The 20,584-nt window shown below is 60.0% G+C and carries 12 protein-coding genes and 1 pseudogene; 7 read left to right on the top strand and 6 right to left on the bottom strand.

Annotated features, from left to right (window positions below; translation table 11 throughout):
- Positions 1-52: 52 nt before the first annotated feature.
- Together NW844_RS01565 and NW844_RS01570 are read left to right on the top strand one after the other, a co-directional pair.
- Positions 53-148, top strand: a pseudogene (locus NW844_RS01565) (IS630 family transposase); the annotation flags it as partial.
- A gap of 48 nt (positions 149-196) precedes the next feature.
- Positions 197-4,792: a helicase-related protein gene (locus NW844_RS01570; protein ID WP_414332883.1), complete on the top strand. Its 4,596-nt coding sequence runs from the start codon at positions 197-199 to the stop codon at positions 4,790-4,792.
- A gap of 169 nt (positions 4,793-4,961) precedes the next feature.
- Here NW844_RS01570 and NW844_RS01575 read toward each other — a convergent pair whose 3' ends face one another.
- Complete coding sequence (locus NW844_RS01575; RefSeq protein WP_414332885.1) at positions 4,962-5,270, bottom strand: gas vesicle protein GvpV; 309 nt, start codon at positions 5,268-5,270, stop codon at positions 4,962-4,964.
- A gap of 101 nt (positions 5,271-5,371) precedes the next feature.
- Here NW844_RS01575 and NW844_RS01580 point away from each other — a divergent pair, with 101 nt between their 5' ends.
- Positions 5,372-5,866 carry a pentapeptide repeat-containing protein gene (locus NW844_RS01580; protein ID WP_414332887.1) on the top strand — a complete coding sequence of 165 codons (495 nt, stop codon included), beginning with the start codon at positions 5,372-5,374 and terminating at the stop codon, positions 5,864-5,866.
- Here NW844_RS01580 and NW844_RS01585 read toward each other — a convergent pair.
- A complete protein-coding gene (locus NW844_RS01585) occupies positions 5,863-6,171 on the bottom strand; it encodes a hypothetical protein (RefSeq protein ID WP_414332889.1) in 309 nt (102 codons plus the stop codon). The genes NW844_RS01580 and NW844_RS01585 overlap by 4 nt on opposite strands.
- Before the next feature lie 181 nt (positions 6,172-6,352).
- Here NW844_RS01585 and NW844_RS01590 point away from each other — a divergent pair, with 181 nt between their 5' ends.
- The 3 genes from NW844_RS01590 to tenA all read left to right on the top strand — a co-directional run bounded on the left by NW844_RS01590 (position 6,353) and on the right by tenA (position 8,970).
- Positions 6,353-7,084 (top strand): aldehyde oxygenase (deformylating), encoded by a 732-nt coding sequence (locus tag NW844_RS01590; protein ID WP_414332891.1) that lies wholly within the window; start codon positions 6,353-6,355, stop codon positions 7,082-7,084.
- A 137-nt stretch (positions 7,085-7,221) separates the two neighbouring features.
- Positions 7,222-8,247: a long-chain acyl-[acyl-carrier-protein] reductase gene (locus NW844_RS01595; RefSeq protein ID WP_414332893.1), complete on the top strand. Its 1,026-nt coding sequence runs from the start codon at positions 7,222-7,224 to the stop codon at positions 8,245-8,247.
- A gap of 63 nt (positions 8,248-8,310) precedes the next feature.
- On the top strand, positions 8,311-8,970 hold the full coding sequence (gene tenA / locus NW844_RS01600) for a thiaminase II (RefSeq protein WP_414332895.1): 660 nt from the start codon (positions 8,311-8,313) through the stop codon (positions 8,968-8,970).
- Positions 8,971-9,140: 170 nt separating this feature from the next.
- Here the strand turns inward: tenA and NW844_RS01605 are convergent, their stop codons facing one another.
- From NW844_RS01605 to rpoB, 4 genes are all read right to left on the bottom strand, one after another.
- Positions 9,141-9,866: a uracil-DNA glycosylase gene (locus tag NW844_RS01605; protein ID WP_414332897.1), complete on the bottom strand. Its 726-nt coding sequence runs from the start codon at positions 9,864-9,866 to the stop codon at positions 9,141-9,143.
- Positions 9,850-13,743, bottom strand: coding sequence for a DNA-directed RNA polymerase subunit beta' (locus NW844_RS01610; protein WP_414332899.1), 3,894 nt, complete (start codon positions 13,741-13,743; stop codon positions 9,850-9,852). Before NW844_RS01610 ends, NW844_RS01605 begins: the two co-directional genes overlap by 17 nt.
- Before the next feature lie 98 nt (positions 13,744-13,841).
- On the bottom strand, positions 13,842-15,725 hold the full coding sequence (locus NW844_RS01615) for a DNA-directed RNA polymerase subunit gamma (protein WP_414332901.1): 1,884 nt from the start codon (positions 15,723-15,725) through the stop codon (positions 13,842-13,844).
- Between the two features lie 97 nt (positions 15,726-15,822).
- A complete protein-coding gene (rpoB, locus tag NW844_RS01620; protein ID WP_414332903.1) occupies positions 15,823-19,218 on the bottom strand; it encodes a DNA-directed RNA polymerase subunit beta in 3,396 nt (1,131 codons plus the stop codon).
- A gap of 502 nt (positions 19,219-19,720) precedes the next feature.
- Between rpoB and NW844_RS01625 the strand changes: the two genes are divergently transcribed.
- Complete coding sequence (locus NW844_RS01625; RefSeq protein WP_414332905.1) at positions 19,721-20,470, top strand: heme oxygenase (biliverdin-producing); 750 nt, start codon at positions 19,721-19,723, stop codon at positions 20,468-20,470.
- Positions 20,471-20,584: the final 114 nt, after the last annotated feature.

Consider the following 20,584-nt stretch of genomic DNA (forward strand, 5'->3'; position numbering starts at 1 on the left):
CCCTTCTCTCCTTCCTCTTAAAACCTGTACCCTATTTTAAATTAACAGGCTGTATAGCATGGAGCAGATAGTGCAGACTTCTTTACTCCTGATCAATCCATCCTGCTTCCGAAGTTGGTTTGCTAAGTGTTGCTACTGTACCCCTTGATTACTTAACAGGCTGTACCGAGGGACGCCAGGCTCAGAAGTAGCCTACTTGCTGCGCTTACTGCTGTACCGTTTGGGGCTAACAGTCAACTCAGAACAACTGCAGGTTTTGGCCACCAGTGCCAGCTTGGAAGAGGGCGAGGCAGGCCGCAAGTTTCTCCGGGAGTTTGTTGGGCGCGATCGCTTTGTGGTGATTGCCGGGGAACAAGTTCCTCCGGTTCCCAAAGCGCCAGCACAAGTGCGTCAGCATCAAGCTGCTTTTGCTCAGTTTGCCAGCGATGTGCAGCCGGATCCCCTCCAGCCGCTGCGCCCTCTCCCAGTCACTAAAGAAGCCCTGACGAGGCTGGTGCGGGCTTTGGGCGGCGATCCCAGCTTGGGATCCCCAGAGCAGGCTTTGGGGGAGTGCCTCGAGGGACTCAACGTTGCAGATGCGCTGCGGGAGGCCTGTCGGCAGGCTAGCGGCAGCGTGCGCGCCACCCCCATCCAAAAAGTTGACCAGCAACTGTTTCCAGGCGCACCCGTGCCTGCAGGCGGTCTGGTCTCTGAGGCCTTGCGGGGACTGTTGATGGCAACGGCAGTAGCGAAGCGAGAAGATGGGCGATCGCCCCAGCCCGTGCGCGGCCACCTCTTCTTTCACAACCTGCAAGGCCTGTGGGCGTGCAGCAGCCCCAAGTGCAGCGTTGCCCAACGCCCTCAAGAGGACAACCAACCCCCTCCGCCTATCGGTGCCTTACATAGCCAGCACCGCCTCAGTTGCGACTGCGGGGCACGGGTTCTGGATTTGATCGTCTGCGAAGTTTGCGGGGAGGTATTCCTAGGGGGTTATGCTTACTCGTCTGGCAAGTCGGTTATCCTCACTCCCGATCAACCTGATCTAGAAGGCATTCCCGATTTAGTAAGCCTCACCCAAAAATCCGGGAACTATCGCGTTTTTTGGCCCCTCCCCCATGACCCAGAACCTTGGGCGACCGAGCCGCAAGATCTGGAGTGGAGCGCTGGAAAAGTCAAGCGGCGGTGGGTCGAGGCCAAACTCAACCCCGCTACGGGCGAACTCAACAAAGAGAAGACACCTCCTAAAGAAGGCGAGGTTCCTGGCTGGGTGTACCAAGTAGAGGCCGAGAACCAGCCTGCCTTGCCGACCCGTTGCCCGCGCTGCGATACCGATCGCGCCCGCCGCGAAGCCTATCCCACCCCGCTACGTGTGCATCGCACTGGATTTCAGAAAGCCTGTCAGGTGATTGCCGGCGCTTTGTTGCGGGAAATGCCGACGCCGCAATCCCGCAAGCTGGTGATTTTTTCCGATAGCCGCCAGGACGCCGCCAAATTGGCTGCTGGGATGGAAATGGATCACTACCGCGATATGGTGCGCTTGTTGCTGGTGCGATTGGCGCGGGAGTACTGGCAAGACCTGCGGGCTTTTCTGCGCAGCATTTTACCTACCCCAGAGCAACGGCAGCAACGGTTGCGCGGCTATCCCAAGCTGCTGGAAGACGTTGAGCGGATGGCGGAGGATTGGGCGGCACGCAATCGCTTTGCCAATCTGCAGCCTACCCTTGCTACCGAGGCATTGTTTTGGGCGCAGGACATGCCGCCGGCCGATCCTGAGGCACGCCAACAATGGCTAGCAATGCTCGAGTCTTACCCCGGGCAAGTTCCACTCCTCAAGCTTCGACGCACTCTGGCAGACCGCCTCTTACAGTTGGGACTATGCCCTGGTGGTATGTCCTTTAGCGCCCTCTACTATGCCATCAACAAGGATCGGCATCACTGGACGGAGCTTTACAACTGGCAAAACAACCCAATAACACGAAGAGCCGACCGCCCGACTCCAGAGCAAGAAAAACACCTGGACAAGCTCAATGCCTACTTGGCCGATGAAATGATGTTCGCGCTGTTTGCCCATGCGGTCAGAAACACTGAGTCTTTTGGCCAGGGCTATGTTACGGCTCAAGTCCCGCCGGAACTGCAAGAAGTTGTGAGTGCTGTCATCCGCCAACTGGGAGTTCGCAAGCAGCATCGATTCTCCAAGTACTACAGGGTTGATTCTAATCGGGAACTGCCGAGGTGTGTGGTTCGATACCTGGAAAGGTTAGAAGAGCAGGGCAAGCCAGGACTGAAATCGCAGATTGAGGGGGAGTTGCGCAAGATCGGTAGCAGTAGCTCGGACGGACTGGTTTTGGATCCAGATTGCCTCTACCTCGTGCCTGTCTCTCGCGAAGGTCTTCAAGGCTACCGCTGTCCTCAGTGCAGCGCCTTTTACTTGCATGCCGCGGGGGGATGGTGCCCGGAGTGCAGCGGCGGCCACAACACCAGCCGACACTCTGACCCGCAGGTCATCCGATTGCAGCCGAGCAGCTTGCCGCGCGACTTGGACTACTACGCCTACCTCTCCGATCCTGACAACGAACCGTTTCGGATGAATGCTGCCGAATTAACTGGCCAAACGGACAAAGAGGATCGCCTCAGACGGCAGCGCTGGTTTCAGGACGTATTTTTGGAAGGGGAAATACCGCTGGCTCAGGGCATTGATTTGCTGAGCGTGACCACCACCATGGAAGCTGGGGTAGACATCGGCGGGCTGTTGGCGGTGATGATGGCGAACATGCCGCCGCGGCGTTTCAACTACCAGCAGCGGGTGGGACGGGCTGGGCGGCGCGGCGCCGGGGTTTCCTTGGCGATTACGTTTTGCCGAGGCCGCAGCCACGACGATTTTTACTTTCAGCGCCCTGAGGCTATTACCGGCGATCCGCCACCTCCCCCTTACATCGATCTGCGCAGCCGTAGTATTGCCCAGCGCGTCATCGCGAAAGAGGTTTTGCGACAAGCTTTTCAGGAAGTCTCACAACAAGATCTATCCGCTGCAGTGGATCTCGAAGACGTGACCAGCATCCACGGGGAATTTGGCCTAGCCGAAAACTGGCCAAAGGTGGAACCATCGGTTCGCAACTGGATTGCTAGCCATGACCAAGAGATTCGAACCGTGATTGCTCAACTTTGCCAGCAAACTCATCTCTCGGTTGACGAGCAACAAGCCTTACATCGCCACATCCGCGAGGAGTTGGTCGATAAGATTAACGAGATTGCCGCTTCCAACGCCTACAGACAAACTCAACTCAGCGAGCGTTTGGCCAATGCCGGCATCTTGCCCATGTTTGGCTTTCCCACGCGGGTGCGATTGCTCTACACTCGCTGGTCAGCTAGCCAAGGCACCATCGATCGTGACTTGGATACGGCGATCGCACAATTTGCCCCCGGCTCAGAAATCGTCAAAGATCGGGCGGTACACACCGCCTGCGGGCTGGTGGAGTTGGCGCCTCACAAAAGAGGCGTGCAATCGCGTCCCGGTTTGGTGCCACCCCTTGACCAACCCAACCGCTGGTTGGGATTTTGTCGCAACTGCCAAGCCATGATCGAGAACTACCAACCTCAGCCGCCCCTTTCTTCTCCTCCTGCGTTCAAGCCGGCGGATCAAACTTGCCCTGTATGCGGGCAACCCACCCTCCGCTGTATCGATGCCCGTGAGCCGACAGGCTTTTTCACCAACTTGGAGCCGCGGGATTTCGACGGTCAATTTGAGTGGCAACCCCGCGTTAGCCGGCCCACCCTGGGCGTGCCTGAGCTTGAGCGCGAAGCGAAGACTGGTAACGCTCACCTGCAGGGTGGCAGCGGCAACGTTCTAATCGTCAACGATCGCGGCGGCGAGGGTGGTTTCCGGCTGCAAGCGGCGGAAGTTTTTGGCCAGAAGCAGGCGGGAGCCTATGTCTGCCTCGATCCCTATTCGCAAGCCCAAGGGGAACAAGTCAAAGGGATCGGCCCTACCTATCGAATTGCCTTGCTGTCCAAGCGACGCACTGATGTGCTGCTGGTCGGCTTTCAGACTTGGCCAACTGGCGTGTTTGCCGACCCAAGGACTTTGGAAGGGCGAGCAGCTTTGTATTCTTTTGCGTTTTGGTTGCGGGCGGCTGCCTGTGCTTTTCTGGATGTGGATCCTGACGAGTTGCAAGCCAGCTTTCAGACCACAGCAGAGGCCGGTCGAGTGGTGGGAAGAGCTTTTCTGTTTGATAGGCTGGAGAACGGCGCAGGGTATTGCCTCTACCTTGCCCAGCCGGAAGTTTTCTCGAAGCTGCTAGAACAGGAGGACTTGTCTCGGCCCAACAGTTTAGCCGACCGTTGGCTGCAGCACCAAGAGGGCTGCGACACGTCTTGCAACAACTGCTTGCGCGATTATTACAACCTGGTTTACCACGGGCTGTTGGACTGGCGGCTGGCCTTGGATATGGCTCGCCTCCTGCGAGATGCTGAGGCGCCGGTCGATTTGCAAACCCCTTGGGGGGAAGGTCAGGAGAATCCTTGGCGGCGCCTGGTGGAGCGAGCACTGCCGCCGCTGCTGGAAAACTTAGGCTTCCAGAGAGCGCCTCAGGACTTTCCGCTGCCGGTGTGGACGGGAAATAAAGGACGGGAAGTGCGGATCGTGCGCCATCCCCTCTGGACTGACGGGCACCCTATCTCGCAACAAACTTTTGGGCAGGTTCAGCAAGCTTATCCCCAGGCCAACATTCAGGCAATCAATCCCTTCTTGACCCTGCGGCGACCGGGGGATGTCTTGGCGAAGACAACAAAACCTACCCGCTCTAAGCATTCATAAACCTGAAAGTTCAAATAGGTGTGCAGCCGGCTTGAGAATAGCTGTTAACCAGCCTGAATTCTAGAGTCGGCTGGAGACGAGCAGCAAATAGTTAAGCTAGCTACAAAATCTCTGACTTGTTGCTTTGGCTCTCCGAGAATAGGGTAATGCGGTTTAAGCGGGGATCCCCTCAATACTCGAAGGTCATGGGTGGGAAGCGGCAAGGACGGGATCTGAGCTTGGCCGGTTCAGAGGCGGGGGCAGGATCCCGAAAAGCTTCTGCCTGCTGCTGGAGGTGTTGCATGGCCTGCTCGATTTCCTGGAGCCGGGACTGAATTTGCCCTTGCCGCTCTTGGATAGACTCCAGCTCCTGGTTGAGGCGCTGCTTTTCCACGGTGAGCTGCTGCATTTCGGCATAGAGGGCGGATTCGGTTTGGCGGCGCGGGATCGAGCGCAGCTTGGGGCGGGGGCGAGTTCGGGGCACACGGGGCAAGCTCATCAGTGGGGATCCCAGAAAACGGCTTGCGCCCATCGTAGCCTGCTCTTGGCGGCCCTTCCATTCCTGGGTAGGATCCAATTCGTCTGGCGTGGAAAACGGCGATGGTAGAAACTGGGGCAGAGCTGCTGCAACGCTACGGCAGCGGCGAGCGCGACTTCAGCAACAGCCAACTAACCGGGGCTGACCTGGCCGGGGCCGACCTGGCCGGGATCGATTTGGGGGGGGCTATTCTCCGGCAGGCCAAGCTGGCCTCTGCCAATCTGGAGCGGGCCTACTTGAGCGGTGCCGACCTCAGCCAAGCCGATCTGCAGGGATCCAACCTGCGCCTGGCCAATCTAGAAAAGGCCAAGTTGCAGGGATCCCGACTGCAGGGAGCCAACTTGCGTGGAGCCAACCTGGCCGAAGCGGACTTGAGCGGTGCCGATCTCAGCCAAGCGGACTTGGCGGGGGCCAATCTCACCGGAACCAACTTAAAGGGATCCCTTCTTGCCCAGTGCAAACTCAAGCTGGCCAACCTGCGCGGGGCCTGCTACGACAGCACCACCCAAATAGAAGCAGATGTCGCCCCGGCAGAGCTGGGCATGGTGCAAGCCTAGAGTTCCGGCTCCAGATCGAGGATCTCCTGGATCTCAGAATGGGTATAGCCCACCGCCCGCAACTTCTCCGAGACCGTCTCAATCTCTTCTGAAGACAGATCCTGTTGCCGTACTCGATCCCAGAGATTGGCCACAATCTGCAGCAGCAAACGGCTGCTTTCCGCCTCGAACAGCTCAAAAGCCGTCGCCAGCTCGATCGCCTGCAACACCTCCTCGGCGCTGCCAATCGGTTGATCGAGGGACTGTTCCTCCAACTCCACCAGCAACTGCCGCAGTTGGTTCAGGCCATCCCCAAGAGCAGACATACAGCAGGCTCCCCAACGGCACCTGAGCACTCACGCTAGCAGACCCCTATCCTGAATCAGAAGGGATCCCACCCATTCTGCAGCAGCTACGGCTATCCTGTTAGAAGAGCGATGCCGTTGCTGGACATCCGCAACCAACAATCCACAACAGCCAAACCACAGCGAGAGGAGATGCATGAGTATGGCCCCGGCGAACGTCCTGCCCAATCCCCCCCAGCCCTTGGCTAGCGAGGGTGGCACCACCCTGGACTACGGCAGCGCGGTTTATCGGCAGGCCTACTCCCGCATCAATGGCATTGTCATCGAAGGGGAACAAGAAGCCCACGACAACTACCTCAAGCTGGCCGAACTGCTGCCGGAAGCAGCAGAAGAGCTGCGCAAGCTGGCCAAAATGGAATTGCGGCACATGAAAGGCTTCCAATCCTGCGGCAAAAACCTGCAAATAGAGCCGGATAGGGAGTTTGCCCGCGCTTTCTTCGCCCCTTTGCGCAACAATTTCCAAAGCGCCGCGGCGGCAGGGGATCTGGTCTCCTGTTTTGTCATTCAGTCTTTGATCATCGAGTGCTTTGCCATTGCCGCCTACAACATCTACATCCCGGTTGCCGATGAGTTTGCCCGCAAGATCACCGAGGGAGTGGTCAAAGACGAGTATTTGCACCTGAACTTTGGCGAGCGCTGGCTGGGCGAACACTTTGCCGAGGTCAAAGCTCAGATCGAAGCGGCCAATGCCCAGAACCTGCCCCTGGTCTGGCAGATGCTGCAGCAGGTAGACGAGGATGTGGAAGCCATCTATATGGATCGCGAGGCCATCGTCGAGGACTTTATGATTGCCTATGGCGAGGCGCTGGCCAACATCGGCTTCAGCACCCGCGAGGTGATGCGCCTCTCGGCCCAGGGTTTGCGGGCAGCGTGACCCAACCCGGTATCCATCCTCTGCTGCTGGACTGGAGTTTCAGCCCGGCTGTCGGGGATCCCTACCTCTCCCGCGTATGGACGTGTTTTGATGGGATCCTGATGCGATCCATTAGTCATGCAAGCGAGTAAACCTCTATGTTCGGCCTGATCGGGCACTTGACCAGCTTGGCTCATGCGAAGCGGGTGGCAGACAAGCTGGGCTATTCCGAATATGCAGAGAGCGACCTAGAGTTCTGGTGCATGGCTCCCCCGCAGGTGGTGGACGAGATTACGGTAACCAGCATTACCGGCCAAAAGATTTATGGGCAGTACGTCGAATCCTGTTTCTTGCCGGAAATGTTGGCGGGGGGACGGGTGAAGGCGGCCTGTCGGAAAGTTTTGAACGCGATGGCTCTGGCCCAGCGGCGCGGCCTGAACATCACCGCTCTGGGGGGGTTTAGCAGCATTATTTTCGAGAATTTCCGCCTTGACAGTCTCAGGCGAGTCCGCAACATCGACTTGGAGATCCAACGCTTTACCACCGGCAACACCCACACCGCCTACATCATCTGTCAGCAGCTACAGTTGGCGGCCCAGCGCTACGCCATGGACTTGGCAGCCGCTACGGTTGCGGTGGTGGGGGCGACCGGAGATATCGGCAGCGCCATCTGTCGGTGGTTGATAGCCCACACCCACCTGGGCAAATTGTTGCTCATCGCCCGGGAGCGGCGGCGCCTAGAAGAGTTGCAGGCCAAGCTCAAGCAGGGGGAGATCTGTTCGCTGGAAGAGGCCCTGCCGCGCGCCGACTTTATCGTTTGGGTGGCCAGCATGAGCCAAGGCATGACCCTCGATCCGCAGGTGTTGCCGGATCCCTGCGTGATCATTGACGGCGGCTACCCGAAAAACATTGCCTCTAACTTGCAACGAAAGGGACTTTACGTCATTGACGGGGGGATGGTGGAGCACTCTTTGGATATTGAATGGAACATCATGCAGTTTTTGAATGTGGCCAACCCGGCCCGTCAGCTCTTTGCCTGCTTCGCCGAGTCGATGCTGCTGGAGTTTGAGGGCCTGTACACCAATTTCAGTTGGGGCCGCAACTTGATCACCCTGGAAAAACTGGATTTAATCGGGCAACTGTCTCGCAAGCATGGCTTCCGCCCCCTCATGCCGGAAGCCTAGCTCCAGCTAGGCCGACCCTCTGAAAAGCGGTAGAAAAATAGACAACGCCGCGAGAGAGCCACCATGTCCCAATCCTTTACCACCCACCTCTGGCAGACGATCGAGCCTATCTACCAACAGATCTTGGATCACCCCTTTAACCGTGAGTTGGCGGCAGGCAGCCTCTCGCGGCAGCGCTTCCAGTTTTATTTGCAGCAAGATGCTCTTTATCTCACCGATTTTGCCCGCGCCCTCGCCTTGATCGGGGCTCGTTCTGAAGGGGCTGAGCGGGTGGTGAGTTTCTTGAACTTTGCCCTGGGGGCCATTGTGGCCGAACGCAGCCTGCACGAGAGTTACTTTCGCCTCTACGACATCCAGCCGGAGACAACCTACGCTCCTGCCTGCTTCGCCTACACCCGTTTTCTATTGGCTGCGGCTGCCTTGGATCCCTACGAGGTGGCCATGGCCGCCGTGCTGCCCTGTTTTTGGATCTATCGCGAGGTGGGATCCGCCATCTACTGCACCGCCAAGCCCAACAATCCTTACCAACAATGGATCGACACCTACGCGGGGGAAGAATTTGCCCAGGTGGTGCAACAGGCCCTCGACCTCACCGACTCCTTGGCTGCGCAGACCACAGCGGCGATGCGGGAAAAGATGACCGCCGCCTTCGTAGCCGCCTCCCGCCTGGAATGGCTGTTTTGGGACAGCGCCTACCGCCTGGAAACCTGGCAGCCGGCTTGATCCCTGCCGGGCCCGGCGGCTCAGCAAGGTAGTCGCTGCCATTGCAATATGAAACAGCTCCTCCGCCGATCTCCAGCTCCCCTCTCCCCTTGGGGCAGAGGGGTTGGGGGTGAGGGGCGGCAACGACTCCAGCCTTTGGCCAAACGTCCGGCCACTGCAGAATCTTCGGCTCAAAACTCGATCAGGGGGGTGGATGGCGGAGATGGGGACAACAACTGCTGCGCCCGCTCAAAGACGGCGTCCAGCATCGCCTCTGTCAACCGCTTGGTGGCCGTGTTGCGGCGGCTGGGGTGGTAAGACGTCAGCAAATAGCGACCCTCTCCCAAAGGAATGACGCAGTTGTGGCCAAAGCGGGGGCGGGGCCTGAGAGGCGGCAAGAGCGCCAAGGTGTAGCGAAAGGCAAAATGGCCCAACGCCAAGATCACCCGCACCTGGGTCAACAGCTCCAGCTCTTGTCTCAGATAGCCCAGGCAAGCTTCGGCTTCTGCGGCGGTGGGACGGTTCTGCGGCGGCGCACAGCGCACCACGGCTGAGATGTAGCAATCCCGCAATTGCAGGCCATCCTCCCGGTGGATTGAGGTGGGTTGATTGGCAAACCCGGCCCGGTACAGGGCGCGAAATAGCCAATCCCCGCTGGGATCCCCAGTAAACACCCGGCCTGTGCGGTTGCCCCCATGGGCGGCTGGCGCCAAGCCGATCACCCACAGCCGCGCCTGCACATCCCCAAACCCCGGCACCGGTCGGCCCCAGTAGAGTTGGTCGCAAAAACGGGCCACCTTTTGCTGGGCAACCCCTTCTCGCCAAGCCACCAGGCGGGGACAGCGACGGCAACGGACGATTTCAGCTTGCAAAGTGGCCCAATCCGAGAGCTCCAGCGCCTCACTCCTCTTCCTCATCCTCCTCCAGCTCGTCAAAAGCAGGGGTGGAGTCGTCGATGAGCTGGTCGTCTTCCAAGATCAAACGGGGCGGCAGCTCCGGCAGCACGACAGGCTCCTCCTCTTCCTCCGGCTCCGGTTCTGGCGCCATCTCCTCGTAGGTGCTGAAGCCGGTGCCCGCGGGGATCAAACGCCCGATGATCACGTTCTCCTTCAGCCCCCGCAGCCAGTCCGACTTGCCCTCGATGGCCGCCTCCGTCAGCACCCGCGTGGTCTCCTGGAAGCTAGCCGCCGAGATGAAGCTGTCGGTGTTTAAGCTGGCCTTGGTGATCCCCAGCAAGACGGGCGTGTACTTGGCCGGCGCTCCCCCGGTAAAGGCCATGTTGGCATTGGTTTGCTGGATTTCCCGCAGCTCCACCAGCTCGCCCGGCAACAGGATGGTATCGCCGCCGTCATCCACCCGCACCTTCGAGGTCATCTGGCGCACCACGATCTCGATGTGTTTGTCGGCAATCTCCACCCCTTGCGAGCGGTAGACATTCTGCACTTCGTTCACGAAAAAGCGCTGCACCTCCCGCAAAGCCAACTGCGCTGCTTGGTCATCTCCCAAGGTTTGGCGATGGTACTCGTAGTAGATCTCCAAGAGGTCGTGGGGATTGGCGGGGCCATCGGTAAGGGGATCCCCTGCTTGCACCGGTTGGCCATCGACCACGATCAGATTTTGCCCCGGCATCACCGAATACTCGGTAACCGTGCCATCGGCTTCGATGACCCGCAGATCCGGCTCTTCTCCTCGCCAGCTCAGTTGCACCGTGCCGGGCCGCCTGGCCAAAACGCACATTTCCTTGGGCTTGCGGGCCTCCAGCAGCTCCTCGATCCGCGGCAGACCTTGAATGATATCCCCCGTCTTGGCCCGCTCAAACACCAGGAGGGCCAAAGAATCCCCCCGCTGCACCAGATCCCCATCCCGCACCTGCAAAATGGCGCCCGCCGACACCAAGTAGGGCCGTGCCGCCCGCAACACCACTTGGCCATCGGTTACCTGCATCACTTGCCCCGACTCGGGAGCAGGGATCCCCGGAGCCAGCTCGTCTCTGGCCCGCACCAGCGCTCCCACCTCGACGCTGGCCGGGCCCGCCAGGGGCACCGTCAGCAGGTCGTCGTCAGTAACCACCAGAACCCGCCGCACCACTTCTGCGCCCTGGCGGATCCCTTGCACGATCCCGGCTTTTTTGGCCTGAATCTCGGTGCGGGCGATCACATCTCCTCTGGCGATGTTGTCTCCCTCGCTCACCAACAGCCGCGTGTGGGTACTCCCCTGCGTCAGATCTGCTTCCACATCGCGGCGCAGCAGCAGGGTTTCCAGAATGACCAGTTGCAGGCGGCGGATACTGGGATCCTTCTCATCTTGGATCAGCTCAATATCGGCCTTCAGTTGCGGGGCGTCGGTATCGATCTCCAGCACCAGTTGCGTGCGCAGGAGCTCCACCGGCCCCACCGACTTCACGCGCTCTCCATCTTTGAAGGGAACCCGCTGCACCGCCCGCAGGCGAATGGAGCGGCCGGACTCGCTGGTGGACTCCTGGCTGGGCACCGAGGGCCGGTCGGGGATTTCGTACTCCTGCACCGGGCGCAGCAGCAAGCCTGGGCCTTCGGGGGTTTCCACATGCTCCAGATAGACCAGTTGGTCGGGAACGATGCTGCTGAGCACCTGTTGCCCTGGCTGGATGAGGGTGCCGCTTTTCACCTCCAAATCGGCGGGGTTGTCCACCAGATGCAGGGATCCCGGCTTGATGACGATCTCCCGCAAAATGTCGTTTTTCTGGATGACCTCGACAACGCCGGCATTTTGGCAGAAGATGTCCTTCACCACCTCGGTGCCGGCTTCTACGTACTGGCCATCCTCCACGTTCAATAGGGAGATGTCTTTGTTCACCTCATGGGTCTCTTCCGGGATCCACAGCAGGGTGCCACCCTGGATGACTTCGTAACCTTGCTTGGCCTTGCCACGCCGTGCCACCTCAATGCCAGCAAACTTCACCAAGCCCCCCGTCTGGCTGCGGAAGTGGTTGTCGATCAGCTCTGCCACCACTTCGTCGTTGCCCACTTTGGTGCCCGGCGTGGCCTTGAGCACGAAGGTCTGGCCGCTGGCGGTATCCAGCAAAAATTGCTCCCGGCCCTGGTGGGATTCCACCCGCACCCGCGCCTCGTGCAGCACCACAGAAGCGTTGATGATCTCCACCTCGCGCCCACTTTTGGTGTCGCTGCGCTCCGGCAGCCGCACAATGCCGCCGTGCTCCGTCACCAGCGAGGTTTCGGCGATTACATCCCCCGCCTGCACCCGATCCCCGTTTTTCACCACCGGCTCGGCCCCCGGCGGGAGATTGTACACCTGGCCAGACATCACCCAGATCAACCCCTGCCGCTGGGCGGTGTAGGTGGTGTTCCCCTGGCGGTCGGTCTTCTCCTCGATGGGCAGATCGGCAAAGCGAATTTCGCCGGCCAGGTCGGCCACCACCTCTTTCTGGGCTTTTTCGGTGCTCTTGCGGCTGGCCTTGGCCAGCGACACCTCCGCAATTAACTGATCCCGCTGCACCTGGGTTCCGTCCCGCACCAGCAGGGTGGATCCCTGGGTCATGTCGAAGACTTCCCGCTGGCCGTCTGGGCCTTCCAAGACGATTTGGTTGTTCACCTCCACCTGGAGAGCGTCATCGCCGTGGCGGGTGCGGAAGGGGCGGGTGCGCAGGTTTTTCGGGAACCGCACCACGCCGGCAAAGGGGGCGCGAATTTGGCGGGCCACCTCCCCGGTGAACACACCCCCCGTGTGGAAGGTGCGCATGGTCAACTGGGTGCCCGGCTCCCCAATCGATTGGGCGGCGATGATCCCGACGGCCTCTCCCAAATCCACCAGGCGGGAGTGGGCCAGGCTCCAGCCATAGCACATGCGGCACACGGAGCGGTTAGCCTCACAGGTGAGGGGAGAACGCACCATCACCTGCCGGATGCCGGCCTCCACGATGGTTTTGGCCAGGTCGTGATCCACCTCTTGGTTGCGACGGGCAATGATCTCCTGGGTTTGCGGATGCACCACATCCCGCGCCAGCACCCGGCCCACCAGGCGCTCCTCCAAGGACACCACCACTTTGTCCCCGTCCATCAGGTATTCCAGGAGAATGCCCTGCTCGGTGCCGCAGTCGGATTCGCGCACGATCACATCCTGAGAGACGTCCACCAAACGGCGGGTCAGGTAGCCGGAGTCGGCGGTGCGCAGGGCTGTATCCACCAACCCCTTGCGGGCCCCATAGGAGGAGATGATGTACTCGGTAACCGTCAGGCCCTCGCGGAAATTGGTTTTAATCGGCAAGTCGATGATCTCCCCCTGCGGGTTGGCCATCAGGCCGCGCATGCCCACCAACTGCCGCACCTGCGAGACGTTCCCCCTCGCTCCCGAGTTGGCCATCATGTACACGGAGTTGAGGGGATCGTTTTGGCGGAAGTTGCTGAGCATCTCCTCCTTGATCTGGTCGTTGGTCTGGTTCCAGGTGTCGATCACCTTTTGGTAGCGCTCCACCTCTGTGATTTCTCCACGGGTGTAGCGCTCCGTAGCTGCCTCGATCTCCGCTTCCGCCTGGGCCAACAACTGCCGCTTGCTGGGCGGGACGCGCAGATCCTCGACGCTGATGGAGACGGCGGCCTGGGTGGCGTATTTGAAGCCCAGGGTCTTGAGGGCATCCGCCATCTGAGCGGTGCGGGCGGTGCCGTAGCGGGCAAACGACCACGCGATCAGATTGCGCAGCTCTTTTTTGCCGATTTGATAGTTGCGAAAGGGCACAGGGGGCAGAGGGGCCTCGGCGTTGTTACGCGACAGGCCGGCGGAAAGGCGTCCTTTTTCACTCATGATGCCTCGCTGATATTTTCAGCAGATTCTCGACAACGGCTGGGTGAGGGGATCCCGACAATCCATCCTTCAAAGAAGAGGACAGCTCGGGAGTGGGTCTAGGCAGACAAAATATCTTGCACCGCCTTGTTAAAAATGATCCGACCTGCCGTGGTGCGCATGTACTGGCTGATCACGTTGCCGTCTTGATCCTCACGGATGCGACGGTAGTTGGTGATCTTGAGGCGGGTGCCGCCCGCTTCTTCGATAATCTGGGGCTCGGACTCTTTTTCGCCCTTGCCCAGCTCCATCGGGCCGTTGTAGCGCACCCAGATTTTGCTGTGCAGGCCGATGACACCGCGGTCGTAGGCGATGAGAGCATCCTCGAGGCTGGCAAAGTAGCGATCTTCAACCGCGGGCGCGTGGGGGTTATCTGCGGTCAGGTAGTAACATCCCAACACCATATCTTGGCTGGGGGTGATGATGGGAGCGCCGGTGGCCGGGGAGAGGATGTTGTTGGTGGCCAACATCAGCAAGCGTGCCTCCGCCTGGGCTTCCAACGACAGGGGCACATGCACCGCCATCTGGTCGCCGTCGAAGTCGGCATTGAAAGCCGGGCAGACCAAGGGGTGGAGCTGAATCGCCCTCCCTTCCACCAGGATCGGCTCAAAAGCTTGGATCCCCAGACGGTGCAATGTCGGGGCGCGGTTGAGCAAGACGGGGTGGCCGTCGATCACCTCCTCTAGCACATCCCAAACCTGCGGGTCGTTGCTCAGGATCAGCTTTTTGGCGGCTTTGATGTTGTTGACGATGTTCCGCTTGATCAACTTGTGAATGACGAACGGCTGGAACAGCTCGATGGCCATCTCTTTGGGCAGCCCACACTGGTGCATGCGCAGGTTGGGCCCCACCACGATTACCGAACGCCCGGAGTAGTCCACCCGTTTGCCCAACAGATTTTGCCGGAAGCGCCCCTGTTTGCCCTCGATGATGTCCGATAGGGACTTGAGGGGACGGTTGTTGGCCCCCGCCACCACGCGCCCCCGCCGACCGTTGTCGATCAGCGCGTCCACCGCCTCCTGCAGCATGCGCTTTTCGTTGCGCACAATAATCTCCGGCGCCATGATCTCCTGCAGCCGGGCCAGGCGGTTGTTGCGGTTGATCACCCGGCGGTAGAGATCGTTGAGGTCGCTGGTGGCAAAGCGGCCCCCATCTAACTGAACCATCGGGCGCAGATCGGGCGGGATCACCGGCAGCACCCGCAATACCATCCACTCCGGACGGGATCCGGTGGCGATAAAGTTATCGATCACCCGCAGCCGCTTGATCAGGCGCGCCCGCTTCTGGCCGCGAGCACCGGCGATGTCCTCCCGCAACTGCTCCGCCTCTTTTTCCAGGTCGATATCCTTGAGCAGGCGTTCGATGGCCTCTGCCCCGATCATGGCCCAGTTCTCCGGCAGTTGCAGCTCCGAGCCCTCCTCGTACATCTGATCCTCGATCTCGAGGTATTGATCCTCGGTCAGCAACTGCTTGTAGGAAAGATTGGGGGCGTTGCCGGGATCCACCACCACGTAGGCGTTGAAGTAGACCACTTGCTCCACATCCCGCAGCGGCATATCCAACAGCGTGGCGATGTGGCTGGGGATCCCTTTCAAATACCAGACATGGGTGACGGGGGCAGCCAACTTGATGTAACCCATGCGGTGACGGCGCACCCGCGACTCGGTCACCTCCACCCCACAGCGCTCGCAGACGATCCCCCGATGCCGCACGCGCTTGTACTTGCCGCAGTGGCACTCCCAGTCTTTGGCCGGCCCAAAGATGCGCTCGCAAAAAAGACCATCCATCTCCGGCTTGAGGGTGCGATAGTTGATGGTCTCCGGCTTGGTGACTTCCCCCACCACTTGGCCGTTGGGCAGGGTGCGCTGGCCCCACTCCATGATCCGCTCTGGAGAAGCCAAGCCGATTTTGACATAGTCAAAGCGTTGCTCTGTTTTGGCCATCGCCGTTGTTCTCCTGACTTGTTGCCCTGCTACCTAAACCCAAGGGAGAGGTAAACACCACCCTCCTTCACAGGTCGAATGGGATCCCGATCGACAATCAAAACTCCTCTTCCTCTTCTCCGTCCTCATCTTGGCTGCGGCTGGCGAAGGTAAAGGCCGCCCCAGGCGATAGGGAAAGATCCTCAGGCGTAACCGACTCATACGTGGGTCGAGAGGGAGTGTGACGGTTGGAAGTATCGGCCATCAGATCCACCTCCACATTGCGGGTTTGGCCCTCGTTGTCCGTCTCCACCTTGTGGACCGAAACATCCAGACAGAGGGACTGCAGCTCCCGTACCAGCACCTTGAAGGACTCCGGCGTGCCAGGCCGAGGGATGGGCTTGCCCTTGACGATGGCGTTGAGAGCCTCGTTGCGACCCACCATGTCGTCGGACTTGACGGTGAGCAGCTCCTGCAAGATGTAGGCCGCCCCAAACGCTTCTAGAGCCCACACCTCCATCTCGCCAAAGCGCTGGCCACCCTGCTGCGCCTTGCCCCCCAAAGGTTGCTGGGTCACCAAAGAGTAGGGGCCGGTGGAGCGGGCGTGGATCTTGTCGTCCACCAAATGCACCAGCTTCAACATGTAGGCGCGGCCCACCGTAACGGGCTGGTCGAAAAGCTCCCCGGTGCGACCGTCAAACACCTGGATCTTGCCGCAGTACTTACCTTCTGGGTTGAAGATCCAATCTTTGCCGGTCTTTTCTCGGGCCTCCCGCAACTTGGCCTCCACCGTCAAACGCGAGGCCTCCAAACCATGCATCTCGTCGAAGGGCATCAACTTGAAGCGCACTCCCAAATGTTCTGCTGCCCAACCCAGGAGGCACTCATACACTTGGCCCACATTCATGCGGGAGGGAACCCCCAAGGGGTTGAGCACCACGTCCACCGGTGTGCCATCCGCCAGGTAGGGCATGTCCTCGATCGGCAAGATGCGGGAGATGATGCCCTTGTTGCCGTGGCGGCCCGCGATCTTGTCCCCCACTTGAATTTTGCGCTTGAGGGCGATGTAAACCCGCACCACCATGTTGGCGCCCGGAGGCAGCTCGTCCCCCTGCTCACGGGTGAAGATGCGCACATCCACCACCCGACCGCGCTCGCCGTTGGGCACACGCAGGGAATTGTCCCGCACGTCGCGGGCTTTTTCCCCGAAGATGGCCCGCAAGAGTCGCTCCTCTGGTGGCTGATCCGACTCCCCTTTGGGAGTGACTTTGCCCACCAAAATATCGCCGGCCTCCACCCAGGCCCCAATGCGCACAATGCCGTTTTCGTCTAGGTCGCGCAGGGCATCTTCCCCCACGTTGGGGATCTCGCGGGTGATCTCTTCAGGGCCTAGCTTGGTTTGCCGGGCCTCGATCTCGTGCTTCTCGATGTGAACCGAGGTGAAGACGTCGTCGTAGACCAGCCGCTCGCTGATCAAGATGGCGTCTTCGTAGTTGTAGCCCTCCCAGGGCATGTAGGCCACCAGCACGTTTTGACCCAAAGCCAGCTCGCCCCCCTCGGTAGCCGGACCGTCCGCCAGCACCTGCCCGGCTACCACCCGATCCCCCGCGTAGACAAGAGGACGTTGGTTGAGGCAGGTATCTTGGTTGGAGCGCTGGTACTTCTGCAGACGATAGACGATGGGATCCCCGCCATCTTCGGGCCGCACCACAATTTCATCGGCAGAAACGTAGGTCACCACGCCGTGGGTGCGCGACACCACCACCATGCCGGAGTCCCGCGCCGCCTGGGCTTCCAAACCCGTGCCCACATAAGGCCGATCCGGCTTCAGCAGAGGCACCGCCTGCCGCTGCATGTTCGCCCCCATGAGGGCGCGGTTGGCGTCGTCATGCTCCAGAAAGGGAATCAAGGAGGTGGCCACCGAGATCACTTGCACCGGCGCCACCTGCACATAGTGCACTTCCGTGGGGTGGGCGGTGGTGAACTCTTGACGGTAGCGCACCGGCACCAAGTCGGCGGTAATGCGGCCTTCGGCATCCACCGGCACATCCCCCGGCGCCACGCGATACTCGTCCTCCTCGTCGGCGGTGAGGTAGACCATGCCCAGGTCTTTGCGCACCACGCCGTTTTCGACACGGTAGTAGGGGCTTTCGATGAAGCCGTACTGGTTGACGCGGGCGTGGGTGGCCAGGGATCCAATCAGCCCGGCGTTGGGGCCTTCGGGAGTTTCGATGGGGCAGATGCGTCCGTAGTGGCTGGGGTGGATGTCCCGCACGGCAAAGCCAGCCCGTTCCCGACTCAGGCCGCCCGGTCCCAGAGCCGACAGCCGCCGCTTGTGGGTCAGCTCCGCCAGCGGGTTGGTCTGATCCATGAACTGGGAGAGCTGGCTGGAGCCGAAAAACTCCTTGATGGCCGCTACCAAGGGCTTGGGGTTGACCAAAGAGGCCGGGGTGAGGTTTTCCGACTCCGAAACTGTCATGCGTTCGCGGATGATCCGCTCCAGGCGATTCAGACCCACCCGCACCTGGTTTTGCAAGAGCTCGCCCACCGAGCGCACACGGCGGTTGCCCAGGTGGTCGATGTCGTCCACATGGCCGATGTCGTACTCCAAGTTAATCAGGTAGTCGATGACGGCCAAGATGTCCGGGACGGTGAGCACCCGCACGTTTTCCGCCACGTTGAGATTGAGCTTTTTGTTGAGCTTGTAACGCCCTACCCGGCCCAGGTCGTAGCGCTTGGGATCGAAGAAGCGGGACTCCAGCAACTGCTGGCCGCCGGAGACGGTGGGAGGCTCGCCGGGCCGCAACTTGCGGTACAGCTCCATCAGGGCCTCTTCTTCGCTGTAGTGCCCCTCTTTTTCCATGGTTTTTTGGAAAAATTCGGGGTGGCGCAGGCTGTCGTAGATCTCCGAGTCGCTCAGGCCCAAGGCTTTCAGCAGCACCGCCGCCGAGAGCTTGCGGGTTTTGTCGATGCGCACCCACACCAGGCCGTTTTTGTCGGTCTCGAACTTCAGCCAGGCGCCCCGGTTGGGGATGAGGCTGGCGCTGTAGGTGCGGCGGCCGTTTTTGTCCAGTTCCGACTTGTAGTAGACGCCGGGGCTGCGCACAATTTGGTTGACGATCACCCGCTCGGCGCCGTTGATGATAAAGGTGCCGCGATCCGTCATCAAGGGCAGTTCGCCGATGAAGACGTCCATGTCCTTGATCTCGCCGGTCTCCTTGTTGATCAGGCGAGTGGGCACCCGGATTTGCGCTTGGTAGGTAGCATCCCGTCGCTTAGCTTCCTCAGGGTCGTAGCGCGGTTTGTTGATCTTGTATCCTTTGGAAGGATCCCCAGGGCGATATTCGGGCAAAAAGTGCAGCTCCAGCTTGCCCGTGTAATCGACGATGGGGGAAAAGCTGAGAAGCTCCTCTTCAAACCCTTCTCGCAAAAACCATAAGAAACTCTCCCGCTGAATCTCTACCAGGTCAGGAAAGGTAGGAGCGGCAGGGGATGGCACTGCTAATTGTGTCATGCGTTGCTCGGGAGGGGTCGCGCTGCAGTCAGGCCTTTCATTATAGAAACCCCACCAACGATCGTCAACGAACGTTACAAGGGCCGAGGGGGCATCCGGAAAGTTTGGGCAATGGCACCTGGATCCCACCCAAGCTGCCAACCTTAGGGCGATCCCCAACTTAAGGATTGTTCACATCCATTCACACTCAGGCAGATTATTCTAATCGTTGACCGTTGGGAAGTCAGCCGCTGCTCCGACTCCGCTTGCCGGTCGTCAACAGGGATCGGAAAAGTGGGGTAGGCCTAGAGGCTGAGTCGAGTCGTTATGAGGGCGCGCTCAGCCTGTTAGGGGGGTCTGGTCTGCGTCGCGGTGACCAGAGGGGTTCCCCGGCAGGATCTACCTTCATCCAGATGAGAAGGGGTTGAAATGGGTTTACACAGCTTCTCAGGCCAGGGCGATCTTTATTGATGTTTTTGAAAACAACTGGACACAAGCAGCCGTCTTTGACGAGGAGGGTTTTGTGAGTCTGCACCATCAAGAGAATCAGAACACCAGCCTATCGGCCCAGTTGCGGGAGGGCACCAAGCAGTCCCACACCATGGCCGAGAATATGGCCTTCATCAAGTGCTTCCTCAAGGGGGTGGTGGATAAAAAAGCTTACAGCCGCTATGTGGGCAATTTTTACTTTGTCTATGGCGCTCTGGAAGAGGGGTTCGCGCAGTTGCGAGAGCACCCGCTGGTGGGCCGGCTCTACTACCCGGAGCTGTGGCGCAAGGCCAGCTTGGAGAAGGATTTAAATTATTTTGTCGGCCCCAATTGGCGCGCTGTGGTCAAGCCCTCCCCCGCTTGCCAGGTCTACGTCAACCGCATTCGAGAAGTGGTGGAAACAGACCCGGTTCTGCTGATTGCCCATGCCTACACCCGCTACATCGGCGACCTGTCGGGTGGCCAGATCCTGAAAAATATTGCCCGCCGGGCCATGGGCCTGCCGCCAGGAGAGGGAACGGCCTTTTACGATTTCGAGCAGATCCCTCATGAGGGCAAGTTCAAGCAGCGCTACCGCGCTCAGATGGACGCCCTGGGACTGGATCAGGCCACCATCGAGCGCATTGTGGCGGAAGCCAACTACGCCTTCAAGCTGAACATGGACTTGTTTAGGGAGTTGGAGGGCAATTGGCTGTTGTCGATGGCCCGCCTGGCCTGGAACTCTCTCCTCGCCCAGTTTCAGCGCAAGCCCGCCCGCTCTGAGGCGGCTGCTCCCAGTTCCTAGCCACAGCTATTCCCAATCCCAGAGAATCTTTGCTGGGCCGCCAATCCCCCCTCTCCCTGAGGGAGAGGGGCTGGGGGTGAGGACTAGTCGCATTCGAGGGTATCGCGGGTGGCG

The sequence above is a fragment of the Synechococcus sp. H55.2 genome, assembly GCF_047462495.1.
GTDB lineage: Bacteria > Cyanobacteriota > Cyanobacteriia > Thermostichales > Thermostichaceae > Thermostichus.